General features: G+C 36.4%; 16 protein-coding genes and 1 riboswitch. Of the genes, 10 read left to right on the top strand and 6 right to left on the bottom strand.

Annotated elements, in window-relative coordinates; all coding sequences use genetic code 11:
* The first annotated feature begins 164 nt into the window (after window positions 1-164).
* Window positions 165-878, top strand: a complete 714-nt coding sequence (locus V7121_RS20140; protein ID WP_335502976.1) for a class I SAM-dependent methyltransferase — start codon at window positions 165-167, stop codon at window positions 876-878.
* A gap of 134 nt (window positions 879-1,012) precedes the next feature.
* A complete protein-coding gene (locus V7121_RS20145) occupies window positions 1,013-1,264 on the top strand; it encodes a sigma-G-dependent sporulation-specific acid-soluble spore protein CsgA (protein ID WP_335502973.1) in 252 nt (83 codons plus the stop codon).
* Window positions 1,265-1,542: 278 nt separating this feature from the next.
* Here the strand turns inward: V7121_RS20145 and V7121_RS20150 are convergent, their stop codons facing one another.
* On the bottom strand, window positions 1,543-2,412 hold the full coding sequence (locus V7121_RS20150) for a YitT family protein (protein WP_420490641.1): 870 nt from the start codon (window positions 2,410-2,412) through the stop codon (window positions 1,543-1,545).
* A gap of 1,051 nt (window positions 2,413-3,463) precedes the next feature.
* On the opposite strand from V7121_RS20150, the gene V7121_RS20155 reads away from it, so the two are divergent.
* On the top strand, window positions 3,464-4,717 hold the full coding sequence (locus tag V7121_RS20155) for an erythromycin esterase family protein (RefSeq protein ID WP_335503690.1): 1,254 nt from the start codon (window positions 3,464-3,466) through the stop codon (window positions 4,715-4,717).
* A gap of 39 nt (window positions 4,718-4,756) precedes the next feature.
* Here V7121_RS20155 and V7121_RS20160 read toward each other — a convergent pair whose 3' ends face one another.
* Window positions 4,757-5,362 (bottom strand): hypothetical protein, encoded by a 606-nt coding sequence (locus V7121_RS20160; protein WP_335503692.1) that lies wholly within the window; start codon window positions 5,360-5,362, stop codon window positions 4,757-4,759.
* A gap of 214 nt (window positions 5,363-5,576) precedes the next feature.
* On the opposite strand from V7121_RS20160, the gene V7121_RS20165 reads away from it, so the two are divergent.
* The 3 genes from V7121_RS20165 to V7121_RS20175 all read left to right on the top strand — a co-directional run bounded on the left by V7121_RS20165 (window position 5,577) and on the right by V7121_RS20175 (window position 6,936).
* A complete protein-coding gene (locus tag V7121_RS20165) occupies window positions 5,577-5,780 on the top strand; it encodes a DUF1657 domain-containing protein (RefSeq protein WP_335503695.1) in 204 nt (67 codons plus the stop codon).
* Between the two features lie 70 nt (window positions 5,781-5,850).
* Window positions 5,851-6,057 carry a DUF1657 domain-containing protein gene (locus tag V7121_RS20170; RefSeq protein ID WP_335503698.1) on the top strand — a complete coding sequence of 69 codons (207 nt, stop codon included), beginning with the start codon at window positions 5,851-5,853 and terminating at the stop codon, window positions 6,055-6,057.
* Between the two features lie 18 nt (window positions 6,058-6,075).
* The gene (locus tag V7121_RS20175; protein WP_335503701.1) at window positions 6,076-6,936 is read left to right on the top strand and encodes a DUF421 domain-containing protein; all 861 of its coding nucleotides are present in this window, start codon (window positions 6,076-6,078) and stop codon (window positions 6,934-6,936) included.
* A gap of 21 nt (window positions 6,937-6,957) precedes the next feature.
* On the opposite strand, the gene V7121_RS20180 is transcribed toward V7121_RS20175, so the two are convergent.
* Entirely contained in the window at window positions 6,958-7,926 is a 969-nt protein-coding gene (locus V7121_RS20180) for a DMT family transporter (RefSeq protein WP_335503704.1), read from the bottom strand.
* A gap of 250 nt (window positions 7,927-8,176) precedes the next feature.
* Between V7121_RS20180 and V7121_RS20185 the strand changes: the two genes are divergently transcribed.
* Window positions 8,177-8,791 carry a PH domain-containing protein gene (locus V7121_RS20185; protein ID WP_335503707.1) on the top strand — a complete coding sequence of 205 codons (615 nt, stop codon included), beginning with the start codon at window positions 8,177-8,179 and terminating at the stop codon, window positions 8,789-8,791.
* A 39-nt stretch (window positions 8,792-8,830) separates the two neighbouring features.
* Here V7121_RS20185 and V7121_RS20190 read toward each other — a convergent pair whose 3' ends face one another.
* Window positions 8,831-9,463 carry a nitroreductase family protein gene (locus V7121_RS20190; protein ID WP_335547591.1) on the bottom strand — a complete coding sequence of 211 codons (633 nt, stop codon included), beginning with the start codon at window positions 9,461-9,463 and terminating at the stop codon, window positions 8,831-8,833.
* 124 nt (window positions 9,464-9,587) lie between these two features.
* On the opposite strand from V7121_RS20190, the gene V7121_RS20195 reads away from it, so the two are divergent.
* On the top strand, window positions 9,588-9,947 hold the full coding sequence (locus V7121_RS20195; RefSeq protein WP_335503713.1) for a winged helix-turn-helix transcriptional regulator: 360 nt from the start codon (window positions 9,588-9,590) through the stop codon (window positions 9,945-9,947).
* 37 nt (window positions 9,948-9,984) lie between these two features.
* On the opposite strand, the gene V7121_RS20200 is transcribed toward V7121_RS20195, so the two are convergent.
* Entirely contained in the window at window positions 9,985-10,797 is an 813-nt protein-coding gene (locus V7121_RS20200; protein ID WP_335503716.1) for a YitT family protein, read from the bottom strand.
* 204 nt (window positions 10,798-11,001) lie between these two features.
* A riboswitch (Lysine riboswitch) is annotated at window positions 11,002-11,189 on the top strand.
* Between the two features lie 103 nt (window positions 11,190-11,292).
* On the opposite strand from V7121_RS20200, the gene V7121_RS20205 reads away from it, so the two are divergent.
* On the top strand, window positions 11,293-12,774 hold the full coding sequence (locus tag V7121_RS20205) for an amino acid permease (protein ID WP_335503639.1): 1,482 nt from the start codon (window positions 11,293-11,295) through the stop codon (window positions 12,772-12,774).
* A gap of 83 nt (window positions 12,775-12,857) precedes the next feature.
* Here V7121_RS20205 and V7121_RS20210 read toward each other — a convergent pair whose 3' ends face one another.
* Window positions 12,858-13,082 (bottom strand): helix-turn-helix domain-containing protein, encoded by a 225-nt coding sequence (locus V7121_RS20210; RefSeq protein ID WP_335503642.1) that lies wholly within the window; start codon window positions 13,080-13,082, stop codon window positions 12,858-12,860.
* A 159-nt stretch (window positions 13,083-13,241) separates the two neighbouring features.
* Here V7121_RS20210 and V7121_RS20215 point away from each other — a divergent pair, with 159 nt between their 5' ends.
* Entirely contained in the window at window positions 13,242-13,415 is a 174-nt protein-coding gene (locus V7121_RS20215; RefSeq protein ID WP_335503645.1) for a hypothetical protein, read from the top strand.
* Window positions 13,416-13,512 lie beyond the last annotated feature (97 nt).

Genomic DNA, 13,512 nt, shown 5'->3' on the forward strand with positions numbered 1-13,512 from the left:
AATATTAGTAGGTAGTAAATAGATAATTAGTTAGTTACTGGTATGGAATTCAAAACAGTTTACATAATACTTTTATCTAAACTTACCTTGCAACAAATAAAAAGAACCTCTTACCTCCTCCTTTCATAAAATGTTAAAAGATAATTGAGGTGGTGTCTTTTTTTATGGGAGGATTTACTTATTTTGACTTCTTAGCCAAATTTGGAGTGGGTGGCGCACATCCAGGTGGAATCCCATTAACACAAAAAGTTTTGGCTAGTGAAAACATTACCAATAAGTCACGTATTTTAGATGCAGGCTGCGGCACCGGCCAAACAGCTGCATATTTATATCAGCACTATTTTGCAAAGGTAGTTGGTCTTGATATTAATCCAATCATGATTGAAAAGGCAAAAATACGTTTTCAATCATTGAATATACCGATTAAACTAATCCAAGGGTCCATTGAAAAACTGCCCTTTAAAGACAATACCTTTGATTTTATTTTATCTGAATCTGTTTTAGCATTCGTCAACAAACCTGCTGCATTAGGGGAATTTTTCCGAGTTTTAAAAAAAGGCGGGCGTTTGATTGCAAATGAAATGACAATAAATGCTAAGCTTAGTCCAGTTGAAGAATCGGAAATCATCCATTTTTATGCATTGGACTCTTTATTGTTAGAAGATGATTGGCGAAACCTATTTCATGAGGCAGGATTCCAAGAAATTGTTATAAAAGCCAACCAAACTGACTTAGGTGTTGGAAATACAACAACTGAATTTAATTTCTCAGCAAATTTTGAACCTGAATTATTTCAGGTTTTAAATGAACATGGAAATTTAGTATTAAAATACCAGGATATTTTAAGTCACCGGGTAATAACATGCTCAAAGCTGTAATACGGTCAAGATGCTCTCCTCTTCAAAATGAAGAGGCTTCTTTTTATTTCAATGCGGGTAATATTTCTATTCCTTTCTGACGAATATATATAATGTCTGATTAAAAAACATGAGGGGAAAGGAATGGTGTGAAAATGGATAACACATTGGGTTACTTAAGAGAAACTTTGTCAAACTATACGGATGATCATTCTGAAGGAAAACATATTTACCGCAAGCTTTCAGAAGGACACTATCCTTCTGAAGGGGACTTTGTACGTGATTTAAACCAAAAGGAAATTAATTTTTTAAATAACATGCTTCCGAAAGAAATTAATTATGCAAAACAGGAGCAAGATGAAAAAAGAGCGAAGGAATTGAACGAAGTTTTCGAGCTTTTATTTTAAAAACCACCAAAGAAAGCGCTTTCTAAATAAGTCTTTTTAAAAGGTGGCAGGATTATCTGTCATCTTTTTTGGAAATAATTCATAATTTGCGAATATATTTCCTAGGTAAGCGCAAGGTGCGACAAAACCTCTATTCATATAACCCCTAATTTCAGCATTAACCGACACGAATCAAAGTAAATCTACAAGCAAATTGTAATTTCTTCTTTATAACGACAAAATTCCCTTTTAGCATATCCTTTTCCCCTCAAAAAAAAGAAACCAAGTTTTCTTGGATTCTAATGGATGTCTTTTTTCTTAAATCTTCCTCCACGGACCTCGGCGATATCTGCAACTGCTAAGAATGCACTATCATCATTTTCAGTTACAATTTCCTTTAATTTTGCTTCTTCAAGACGATTGATCACGCAAAAAATGACTTTTTTATCATCTCCTGAATAAGCGCCTTCCCCATTAATATAGGTGACACCTCGACCCAGACGATTCATAATTGCGTCACCAATTTGCTTTGCATTATCACTAATAATCCACACCGATTTCGATTCATCGAGACCTGTTATGGTAATATCAATCGTTTTGTAAGCTACAAAATACGCAATCAGTGAATACATGGCACGGTCCCATGTAAAGACAAAACCTGCACAGCCCAGAATAAATAGATTAAAGAACATAATAATTTCCCCAACTGAGAATGGCAGCTTATTATTAAAAAGAATGGCTAAAATCTCAGTTCCGTCCAAAGAACCACCATAACGAATGACCAAACCTACCCCTACTCCTAGGACTATACCCCCAAATACGGTTGCTAGGAGGATATCTTGTGTAAAAGCTGGAACTGGATGAAGTAGTGTTGTTCCAATGGAAAGAATAATAATTCCGTAAAGTGTGGATAAGGCGAAGGTTTTCCCTATTTGTTTATAACCAATAAAGAAGAAAGGTATATTGAGAATAAAGAGGAACATCCCTAATTTCCATCCTGTTACATAAGAGAGCATAATCGAGATTCCAGTAATTCCGCCATCAATTACATTATTGGGGACAAGGAAAATCTCCAGCCCCACTGACATGAGGATGGCCCCAAGTGTGATTAATAAAATGCGTTGGAGGATTTTTCTTTTTGTTAGTTTTCGATGTTGAATTTTTGCCATAATCGCTTCCTGTTGTTCAATTAAATTCAATTCTTGTAATCCTGACATTATCTGGCCCCTTTCAAAATTAACTTCCTAGTTATATTATATCGAATTGTTGTTGCTAATTATAATGAAATGCTTAATTATTTCTATTCTATAAGAAAATAAAAAGGAGCTACCTCAATTTTGAAGTAACACCTTAATTTTATTAACACCTTAGGAGACCCAACCATGACATTAGCTGATTCATTATCATATATCCATTTATTTTAATTTTAATTTCAAAATAAATGTGATTAATTGATCCGCCAATGTGTGTTTGTTCCGTTGTAGGAATTAATTCACATGTAATTAAATGGAATTCAAATTCCTAAAAGAAACAAATTTTTCGGTAACTACCGATTGAGACTTATTACTCCATCAATTGGATTATTCGGCTTCTTGGCAATGATTCTTTATGTTGAAAGTTAACCTTGTAACACTTCAACCATTTAGCTTATTAGACTTTAAGTACCACGTATCATCCATTTTCAAATAGTTTTTTTATACTATTTGAAAGAATGTTATCAAGTTTGCTTATGACTCTATTTACCGTAGAATCATATTGGGTTGTGAGCAATTTTTCTACGTATGAATCATAGGTAGAAAAATAATATATCAGTCCCAAGGCATTAATAACACTTGATTTAATATGTGGCAATTTCCTTTTCGTCTAATAAGTGTAAGAGTTATTTTCCTTTGCTGATTTGTTGCTATGGAATACATAGTCACCAATCTTGAAGGAATTTGTTGAAGATTATACCCTTCCAACTAGAATCAATCGCTCCACCTACCCATTGATTGATTGTTAAGGAAAAACCTTACTACTCGTTCACTAACGGAACGAACACGTATGGTTGAGCCTCCTAAGATGTTATCTTTATCTATCTTCTACAATTAGATTATATCACGGAATTTTTTGAATTTACGCATTACTTGTGTCATTTATGTGAATTATTGGATATTTAGGTTAGGTAGGTTAAGGGGATATTATCTATACTAAGTCTCGTAGGAAAGGATGCTCCACCCTATGATTAAAGCTATCAGTAAATATGCAAAACCTTTTGACACCGTTAACGATCTTGACCCAATTTTAGACGCTATTGGTGATGCAAAATACGTGCTGCTTGGAGAATCTTCTCATGGAACCTCAGAGTTTTATTCACTCCGGGCAGAATTATCGAAAAGACTCATTAAAGAAAAAGGCTTCTCATTTATAGCTGTGGAAGGTGACTTCCCATCCTGCCAGAGTGTCAATCAATATATTAAAGGTTTTAACCAACAAACAAAGGATGTACGTAGCGTCCTAACGAGTTTTAACAGATGGCCAACCTGGATGTGGGCTAACGAAGAAATTATCGGATTAATCGAGTGGCTTAAAGATTATAATCAACAAAATAAAAGTGCACAAAAAGTCGGATTTTATGGTTTGGATGTATATAGCCTTTGGGAAAGTATGGATGAAATAATTAAATATCTGGAAAAGACAAATTCCTCTAGCCTTAAGGAAGCCAAAAATGCATTCTCCTGCTTTGAACCATTTAACCGCAATCATGAAAAATATGCTGTTTCTGCGGGATATCTTTCTGAAGATTGTACAAAAGAAGCTCTTGAGCTTCTCGCATCCATCAGGAAAAACAAATGGAAGTTTGACGACGAACAGGAAAGCAGCTTGAATATGGAAGTGAATGCCCTTGTTACCACTAATGCGGAGGGATATTACCGAACCATGGTGAAAAGTGATTCAAAGTCATGGAATGTTCGTGACCAGCACATGGTTGAAGCCCTTAACACAATAATGAACTTCTACGGGAAAGATGCAAAGGTCATTATCTGGGAGCATAATACCCATGTCGGAGATGCCAGGGCCACCGACATGAAGGATGAAGGAATGGTAAATGTTGGACAAATCATTAGAGAACAAAATGGGGAAGATAATGTCTTTATCGTTGGGTTTGGAACCTATAGTGGCACGGTAATCGCCTCAACTGAATGGGGAAGTGACTTTCAAATCACAAAGGTACCTCCTGCTCAACTTGGGAGTTGGGAATCACTTATGCATAAGTCTGGTGCCGTAAATAAGTATTTGCTATTCTCTGATCAGAACCGTGATGAATTTTCGACGATAATTGGTCATAGAGCCATCGGTGTTGTCTATCGGCCAGAATACGAACAATTTGGCAATTATGTTCCCTCCAATATCGGAAAGCGGTATGATGGATTTATTTTTTTCGATCAAACCAAGGCATTGCATCCTCTTGTATTGGAACAGGTCCTAATATAGTGGAAAGTCTTCCTTCACAATAGAAGGAGGACTTTTTTATTAATCGACAATTGGGTTATTAAAATTATCACTTACCTGTATATTGTTTTCTTTTATTTTTTCTTCGACCCTCCATTTATGTTCAGCCAATTTCTCATTATAAGGAATCATAATATCACTACCATCCTTCATTTCAAATCTGTACTTGTAAAAACCAGTTGTTCCTTGATGATTTCGGTAAATAATATGTACTCTCGCCATTTTATCCCATCTATATTCCTTTTCATCAAAACCCATCAAATTATTATAATGAATGCCCTCTTTATCCAGATAATAATAGTTGGTTAAGCTTAATACAAAAGCAGGGATACTAGATAGAAGCAATACGATAAAAATCACTTTAAACAAAGACCCTTCAAAACGCTGTCTAAAAATAAGGTATAAAGTTAAAATAACAGCAAGATAAATCATTCCACTCATAAACGTGATATAAGCAGAAAATGGTGTCGAAAAAAACCATTGTGCTCGTGAAAAATAAACCACACTTTGATAAGTTGCTACTGCAATAAAAGGGACAAACAGGCTGCTTATAAACAAAATAATCGTATACGCTACCATTTTTACATGATTACTTCCAGACGACTCTTTCCTTTTGATTAATTGCAAAATTCTCACCTTCCTTCTTATCGAAAAATAATATACCTGTAACATTTGACGTAAATCCTAAAAGAAAAGTTTCTAGAACATTCAGACAACAGTTTTTTTCCATTTGGCAACTTCATCAGGTAATAAATGTCTCTTTGCAAGATACATATACCTATAAATTCTCCACATACTATTTTTGCATGATAATTTTACATCAAGAAAGAAGGATTATGAAATGACTGTAGGAACACAAGTAAAACAAGCACTAGCTGGATTAAAAAGTGCACAGGCCAGTTTTGAAGGCTTCGCCCTTGCCACTGACAACCAAAACGCAAAGCAGCTCTATCAACAAGCTGCCCAACAAACTCAATCTGTCCTTGATAGTCTTGAACCACGTCTTCAAGAGATCCTAAAAGAAGAACCTCAATATAATCAATAATTTAGTGTCAGGTTGGCGGTAGCCAACCCCTTTTTGATATATAGTCCCGATAGGAAAGGATGTTAAGATAGTGACAATCGCTTCCAATGTCAAGCAATGTCTTTCTACGATTAAAGGCATCGAAGCACAATTGTCTTCCTTTGCCTTAAATTCCATTGATACGGGTGCACAAGCTATTTTTCATGAAGCTTCCTTAACAATTGGGGAGGTAAAGAAGGATCTCCAATATCGCGTTTTGGAACTTGAACGTCATGAACCCCAATATAAAGGTTCATAAATCTTGAGGTGAGAACCGATGCCAGATTGGTTTTTTATTATTGGCCGTTCGTTAGTCTTCTTGGTACTCTTATTTATTACCACAAAGATACTCGGTAAGAAACAAATCTCTGAACTTTCCTTCTTTGAGTATGTTGCTGGTATTACGATTGGCAGTATCGCCGGTGAAGTTGTTACTGGATTAGAAGGAAATATGTTTCATGGAGCACTAGCGCTAATTGTTTTTGGATTTGTTACTTTTTTAGTAAATTTCTTGGCCATTAAAAGTAAAAAATTTAGTGATTTCGCTGAAGGAAAAAGTACCGTCGTGATTAAGGATGGAAAAATATTAGAAGAAAATTTAAAAAAAGAGAAATATACCATTGACGAATTATCAGCTCTCCTCCGGCAGAAAAATATTTTTAAATTCGCTGACGTAGAATTTGCGGTCTTGGAACCGCGTGGAAACTTAAGCGCATTATTAAAAAAGGAAAACCAACCCTTAACACCCAAAGATCTACAAATGAAAATGCCGAACGAGCACGAACCACAAACGGTAATCATGGATGGCAATATTGTGGATGAATCGTTAAGATGTGCGGGAAAAGGCAGAGGCTGGTTATACACAGAGCTAGATAAGCTAAACGCAACACTTGATAATGTCTTTCTTGGACAAGTGGATTCATATGGAGAACTAACGGTCGACCTGTATGATGATACCATTCAGGTACCAGCACCAGCCCAGCGTCCACTTCTAATGGCCACGCTAAAAAAAGTACAGGCTGATTTGGAAATTTTTTCTCTTGAGACTGATTGCGAAAAATCAAAGGCAATGTATAAACAAAATGCTGAAAAGGTCCAAGAAACCATTGAAAAGTTACGACCATTTTTAAACGGATAACAAAAATCAATCCTTATCCCTCTACGCGGATAAGGATTGATCATTTTTCTTGTTATTTATATGCGAAAGTGAGCTGTGCAGGACCATTCCAGCCATAACCAAAATCATCCCGCTCCAAGAAAGGATTGTTGGGAGCGCACTTTTCAAAAGTACCAATTCTCCTGCAACAGCAAATAAAACCTCAACTGATTGTGTTGCCTCCACTGCAGCAAGTTTCTGCATGTTTCCTCTAACCAGATCGGTTGCTTTAAAAAACAGGATCGTGGCGATCACTCCTGAGGATACAGCGACAAGGCCCGATTGTACGATTTGTCCCTTGCTAGGCGCACCAACCGTAAATAGTCCATATAAAGATAATACAGCCCACAACGGCAAACTAGCTAACGTCATCCCTAAAACACGCTGGAAAACATCGAGTCGTCCCCCGCAAATATCCATCATTTTTCTGTTACCAAGTGGATAAGCAAAAGAGGCAATTAACACCGGAGTGACACCAAGGGATATCGCAGCGGGTGAAATATGACTTGCTTGGTCTAACTGCATTAGTATAATTCCAAGGAGGATAATTAATGACATTCCTAAGCCTCTAAAAGGAATTTTCCCCCGTTGTTGGCTTGGTCCCTTTCCTGTCATAACCGTCTCGTAAAAAAGCGGAGCAAGCATCGATCCCGAAATAATTGTTACCTGCCAAGTGGCAGCAATCAGCCAGCCAGGTGCATAGGCAGCTGAAAAACAAATCGGTCCGTAAAATAAACCAAATCCAATTGTGCTCCACACTAACCAAGCACCCGGTCGCTTTTTCATTTCTAAAAGCAATGATTTCAGATTTTTTCTCCCCATGACTATTACGAATAGAAACGGGACCATAAAGAAATACCTTAATGAGGCACTCCAAATCCAACTCCCCCCTGCCTGGTCCATGGAGCGGTTAAGGATAAATGTAAATGCAAAAAAGAATGCCGCAAGGATACCTAAAATTATCGGCCGCATTGTCCTCTATCCTTTCTGTTACAGATTTTAATATGTCTATAGTGTATTTTCTAATATTAGTTGGAAACCATCAAGTGATTTTCCGCTTTTTTGTTAATTAAGCAGTTTTACAGGTTAGTTATGTTTCAAGTCCAAATTGCGCATATGATCATCTTTTAACACATAAAGTTTTTTGGATACAGGTGAAACTTTCTTATCCGCCATTCGTAAAAATGGATGGAATAAATAAAAAAAGTGAGGTTGATTATCCATGTTTGGTAAAGTAGCTGCGGATATTTTAGGCTTAAGTGATGTGGGTTCGGTCATTAAACCCGAGAATTATGATAAGGTGGACGCTGACGATTATGTCATGCATGAAGATGATGAGAAAATTTATTTTCTGATTAAATCGAAGTCTGATGAATACTGTTTTACAAACAATGCCCTCATCCATTTAGATGGCACAAGCGCCACTAGCAAAAAGCGGATGCTCTACCGCTATAGCTATGCAACAAACAGAATTTCAGATGTACATCTCGAAACAGCTGGAACGGTCGACCTTGATGTTGAAATAAAATTTAAAATTGGTTCCGTGCCTTTCTCTATTGACGTCCATAAGAAACATATTGAAGAAGTAAAGGATCTATATAAAGCTTTAATTAAGATTTCTGAAATCTCACATGAAAATGAAATTTCCCTTCAATTTGCTAAACAAAGCCTCGATGTTGCCTCCACAACATTAGGTCGAATGACAAATGCAGACGGCAATTTGGTTGTTCAATTTAAAATGCTCAATCAAGCAGCCTTTCAATGGTTAGAAGACAGCAAAAAACAATACATAGTAAAAGATTTCGGCTATGTATTTGAAAAGTATATTAATAACTAAAAATTAAGGCGCATGAAATTCATTCATGCGCCTTGTCTTTTACTTATATTCTATTAAAACATCTTCCAAAGGTAGTCGCGTGGTATTAAAAGCCGGCGCGGCAGCCTTCCCAACGGAAATTAACACAATTGGAAACAAACGATCTTCTACATTGAACATCTTTACGAATTTTTCTTTATCGAAACCACCCATTGGAACAGTGTCATATCCTCTGTCTTTTGCTATTAGCATCAACTGCATCGACACTAACCCTGCATCAAATGATGCAATATTTTTCAAGACTTCTTCTGGCGCATAAGGATACGTTTTATTGGTGCCTTCTATGAGTCTATTCATATTTGCCTCATCCATAAAACCTGCTTCGTAGGCACTACGGTACACTTTTTCTACATTTTTATACATTTCCTTGTCACCTAAAACCGCAATAACCGCAGATGCTGTTTCTACTTGCTCTTGGTTATTGGCGATTGCTCTAAGTTCCTTTTTTGTTTCTTGGTCTTGAATGACAATAAAACGCCAAGGCTGTAGATTACTAGAGGATGGTGCTAGTGTTGCTTCAGTTAACATATCTTTAATTTCTTCTTTAGAAATATTATATGTGGAATCATATTTTCTAACTGAGTGACGTTCTTTAATCACTTCAGATAAACTTTTCGTTAAAGTTGATTGCATGAGTAATTTCCCCCTAATAAAATTAACTTACTAATAGTAAGTTCTAATTCATCTTACTATTAGTAAGTTCCTTTCGTCAAGTAATAAAACTATGATATGATAACAGAAAAAGGTGGGATTTTAGATGATGGAACCTAACAACCAGAATTGTATGACTCATACTGCAGAAGAAATAAAGCATATATGTACCACATTTCATCGAGCTATTGAATTTATTGGTAAACGCTGGATGGGTTCAGTTATTTTTTCTCTCCTGGCTGGTCCAAAGCGGTACCATGAAATCATTACTTCGATCCCTGGAATCTCTGATCGGCTATTAACAGAGCGTTTACGTGAATTAGAAAATGAAGGGTTGATTGTAAAAAGAGTGATTGCTACCTCACCCAAAAAAGTGATTTATGAGCTAACTCCCGCAGGGAAGGAACTTGAAGAAGTGATTGAAGTTCTGATGAAATGGGTAAAAAAAAGAGAAAATACCCAATAAAAAAGGCTTGCACTAAGAAATAGCTGCAATCCTTTTTTTATGGATGTGGCCGATGAAACAGTCCCATAACCTCAATTGTTTCTGTAATATTCACAAAAGCACAGGAATCGACCTCTGTAATTAAGTTTTTCACTTCATTGAGCTCATATCTTGAAATAACGGTAATCAATACATTCCGCTGGTTATTTGAATAACCGCCTACCCCATCCATGATGGTTAAACCGCGATACAAATTCTTCAGCAAATGATTTCTCATCTCTTCGCCTTTTTCAGTAATGATCATCATCGTTAATTTGGCATGATCGGTATAGATGGCATCGACTACTTTACCTGTCACATAAATAGAGACTAACGTATAAAGAGCAGAATCCCAATCAAACAAAAATCCACTAATCACAATGACAACCGCATTCATGCCTGAAAGTAATACACCAATTGGAAAATCTCTTTTTCTTGCTACAATCATCCCAATAATATCAAATCCACCTGTCGATCCGGAACTACGAAAAACAATGCCAACACCTAAACCGGTTAATGCACCACCAAAAATTGATGAGAGAATTCTATCGTCTGCAATAGCATAAGTAGGAACTAGATAAAGTCCTATTGAGATAATGATTACAGAAAAAATCGAGTTTGCAATAAACTTTTTCCCTAACATCTTATATCCAATAATTAATAATGGGAAATTTAGCAGGAAATTTGCCACCCCTGTATTAATCGGTGAAATCATCCCTAATATCATGGAAATTCCGCTTAATCCACTGCTCAAAACTTCATGTGGGATTAAAAAAAGATTAAACGCAACCACAACAATAAGAGATCCCAACATTATTCCAACAATCTGCATGGTAAAATTCCTCCTAAAACAAACCGACAATCAATTATATTTAAAAATAATACCGACTCTCGTTCTTAAAGTAAAATAAAAAATTTATTTTTATTAAATAAATTATCTGTATATTTCCAATTAGGATATTCCTATTGACATAATGATGATAAATCTTATAGTATACTAATATATTAATTTAATCATAATAAATCCTCATCAAACCGATGAGGTAGAGGTCGCGGTTTTTATTAGTAAGGCGGACGAGATGAGAGACATCCATGACTCCGTTTGAAAGGAAAAGCTGCCGAAGTGTGCTTTCTTCTCTAAAAAGCATGCTGGGGCTGTCTCCGAATAGGAACAGAACTGTCACGTATAGTCCTACCAGCTATGCGTGTTGAGCTATCTTTCGGAAGGTATGATGCGGGGTATTAACAATGCCATCGATTATTCCTCGATGGCATTTTTGTATTCCAAACTCCTTCGCGAAAAAAAAATTAAAAAGGAGTCAAGACAATGCAAACTGCAAGAGTGTTAAAAGAAGAGGAATATTCTAGTGATTTAACGATAAACAAGGATTCAACAGAATTAAAAAGAAGTTTAAAATCTCGTCACCTCACAATGATTTCACTCGGCGGAACGATTGGAACAGGGTTGTTTCTAGCGAGCGGTGGCGCGATCCATTCCGCTGGCCCTGGCGGTGCGATTATTTCTTACCTAGTTATTGGTATTATGGTTTACTTTCTTATGCAGGGCTTGGCAGAAATGGGTGCCTATATGCCTGTTGCAGGGAGCTTTAGTACGTATGCGACTAAATTTGTCGACCCATCCCTTGGCTTTGCTTTAGGATGGAATTACTGGTATAACTGGGCAATCACGATTGCAGCGGAACTTGCTGCCGTTACAATGATTATGAAATTCTGGTTTCCACATACGCCTTCATTTATCTGGAGCGGAATTTTTCTAGTTATCATGTTTTTATTAAATTACCTTTCTGTTAAAGGATTTGGAGAAGCAGAATATTGGTTTTCATTAATAAAGGTAGTAACAGTAATTATTTTTGTCATAACAGGTACGTTAATGATTTTTGGAATTATGGGCGATACTGCAGTAGGCTTCAAAAACTTTACCATTGGTGACGCTCCTTTCCACGGAGGCTTTATGTCGATGCTAGGGATTTTTATGGCTGCGGGGTTTTCCTTTCAAGGAACTGAACTATTAGGCGTTGCAGCCGGTGAAACAGAGGATCCAAAGAAAGCTATTCCACGTGCAGTAAAACAAGTGTTCTGGCGTATTTTATTGTTTTATGTATTCGCAATTTTAGTGATTGGACTTCTTATTCCATATACAAATGGTAATTTAGCAAATGGCGATATTACTGTAAGTCCATTTACTTTAGTATTTCAAAAGGCTGGCATTGCTTTCGCTGCCTCCATCATGAATGCGGTTATCTTAACGGCTGTATTATCAGCTGGTAATTCAGGCATGTATGCTTCAACAAGGATGCTTTGGGATTTGGCACGTCAAGGTAAAGCCCCCAAATTCCTTGGAAAACTAAACAAAAAAGGTGTTCCAGTTAACGCTTTGATTGCAACCACCCTAGTGGGAACCCTTGCCTTTCTTGCTTCATTCTTTGGTGACGGAACCGTTTATGTCTGGTTGTTAAACGCTTCAGGTATGTCAGGCTTTATTGCATGGCTAGGGATTGCTGTCTGTCATTATCGTTTCCGAAAAGCATTTATTGCCCAAGGAAAAGACCTTAGCACGCTTCCTTATAAATCAAATCTCTTCCCATTTGGTCCGATCTTCGCTTTTATCGTTTGTGGAGTGGTTGTCCTAGGTCAAAATTATTCTGCCTTCACTGGTGGCCAAATTGATTGGAATGGTGTTTTAGTTTCCTATATCGGCCTTCCATTATTCCTTATTGTTTGGCTTGGCTATAAATTTACAAAGAAAACAAAGTTTATTCCATTAGAAAAATGTGATTTAAATAATTAATTATTAAGAAAAAAGTACGCGAATTGCGTGCTTTTTTTTAAAACAAAAAACAGACTCTTTTACCAGAGTCTGTTTTAATGCTGTTATGCTTTCTTCTCTTCTGAGGACCAAGTGTATAAATCTTCAATTCGGCAATTTAATTCTTTAGAAATCGTCATCGCAGTATTTAAGTTCATTACTTTCTTTGACAAGTAGTCGTTTAACTGAGTTTGAGGAATACTTGTATTCCTTTCCAAACTTTCCAGGTCCATGCCGCTTTTTGATAGTAGATCTTTGAGGTTACTTTTTTTTGCTTTATAATTGGTCAAAATGACACCTCACTTTTATAAAAGCATAACACATTAATTTCTTAATTGAAAGGATGAAGGGTTTCCCAACCATCTGTACATAAATATCCTAATTTCGTTTGAAATGCGATTCAGGATTTTATGATATAATAAATAAGGAATAGGTAAAGGGGTGTTAAAGTGAAAAACTCAACCAATCTATACAAAAACGGACAATCAGTTAATATTATTGAAACTGGAGAAGTTGTCACCATTTTAAAATCACAATATGTAAAAAACATGAAAAGGTATTCGTATATTGTTAAGGAACATCCAGAAACATTCTTTTTCGAAGAAGAACTGCAAGATCAATAAAAAGAGGAGGCCAGATTAAAAAACTGGTCCCCCTCTTTTTTTATTGGTCTCTCTGAATCCAGCTCCAGCGCCCAACGGCTAGTGTCCTTCGCTCTCC

It is taken from the genome of Neobacillus drentensis (assembly GCF_036962125.1).
Taxonomy (GTDB): domain Bacteria; phylum Bacillota; class Bacilli; order Bacillales; family Cytobacillaceae; genus Neobacillus; species Neobacillus drentensis_B.

Coding starts and splice junctions, on each gene's coding strand:
- V7121_RS20140 (WP_335502976.1), top strand. CDS start 165: ATGGGAGGATTTACTTATTTTGACTTCTTAGCCAAATTTGGAGTGGGT.
- V7121_RS20145 (WP_335502973.1), top strand. CDS start 1,013: ATGGATAACACATTGGGTTACTTAAGAGAAACTTTGTCAAACTATACG.
- V7121_RS20150 (WP_420490641.1), bottom strand. CDS start 2,412: ATGGCAAAAATTCAACATCGAAAACTAACAAAAAGAAAAATCCTCCAA.
- V7121_RS20155 (WP_335503690.1), top strand. CDS start 3,464: ATGATTAAAGCTATCAGTAAATATGCAAAACCTTTTGACACCGTTAAC.
- V7121_RS20165 (WP_335503695.1), top strand. CDS start 5,577: ATGACTGTAGGAACACAAGTAAAACAAGCACTAGCTGGATTAAAAAGT.
- V7121_RS20175 (WP_335503701.1), top strand. CDS start 6,076: ATGCCAGATTGGTTTTTTATTATTGGCCGTTCGTTAGTCTTCTTGGTA.
- V7121_RS20180 (WP_335503704.1), bottom strand. CDS start 7,926: ATGCGGCCGATAATTTTAGGTATCCTTGCGGCATTCTTTTTTGCATTT.
- V7121_RS20185 (WP_335503707.1), top strand. CDS start 8,177: ATGTTTGGTAAAGTAGCTGCGGATATTTTAGGCTTAAGTGATGTGGGT.
- V7121_RS20190 (WP_335547591.1), bottom strand. CDS start 9,463: ATGCAATCAACTTTAACGAAAAGTTTATCTGAAGTGATTAAAGAACGT.
- V7121_RS20195 (WP_335503713.1), top strand. CDS start 9,588: ATGATGGAACCTAACAACCAGAATTGTATGACTCATACTGCAGAAGAA.
- V7121_RS20200 (WP_335503716.1), bottom strand. CDS start 10,797: ATGCAGATTGTTGGAATAATGTTGGGATCTCTTATTGTTGTGGTTGCG.
- V7121_RS20205 (WP_335503639.1), top strand. CDS start 11,293: ATGCAAACTGCAAGAGTGTTAAAAGAAGAGGAATATTCTAGTGATTTA.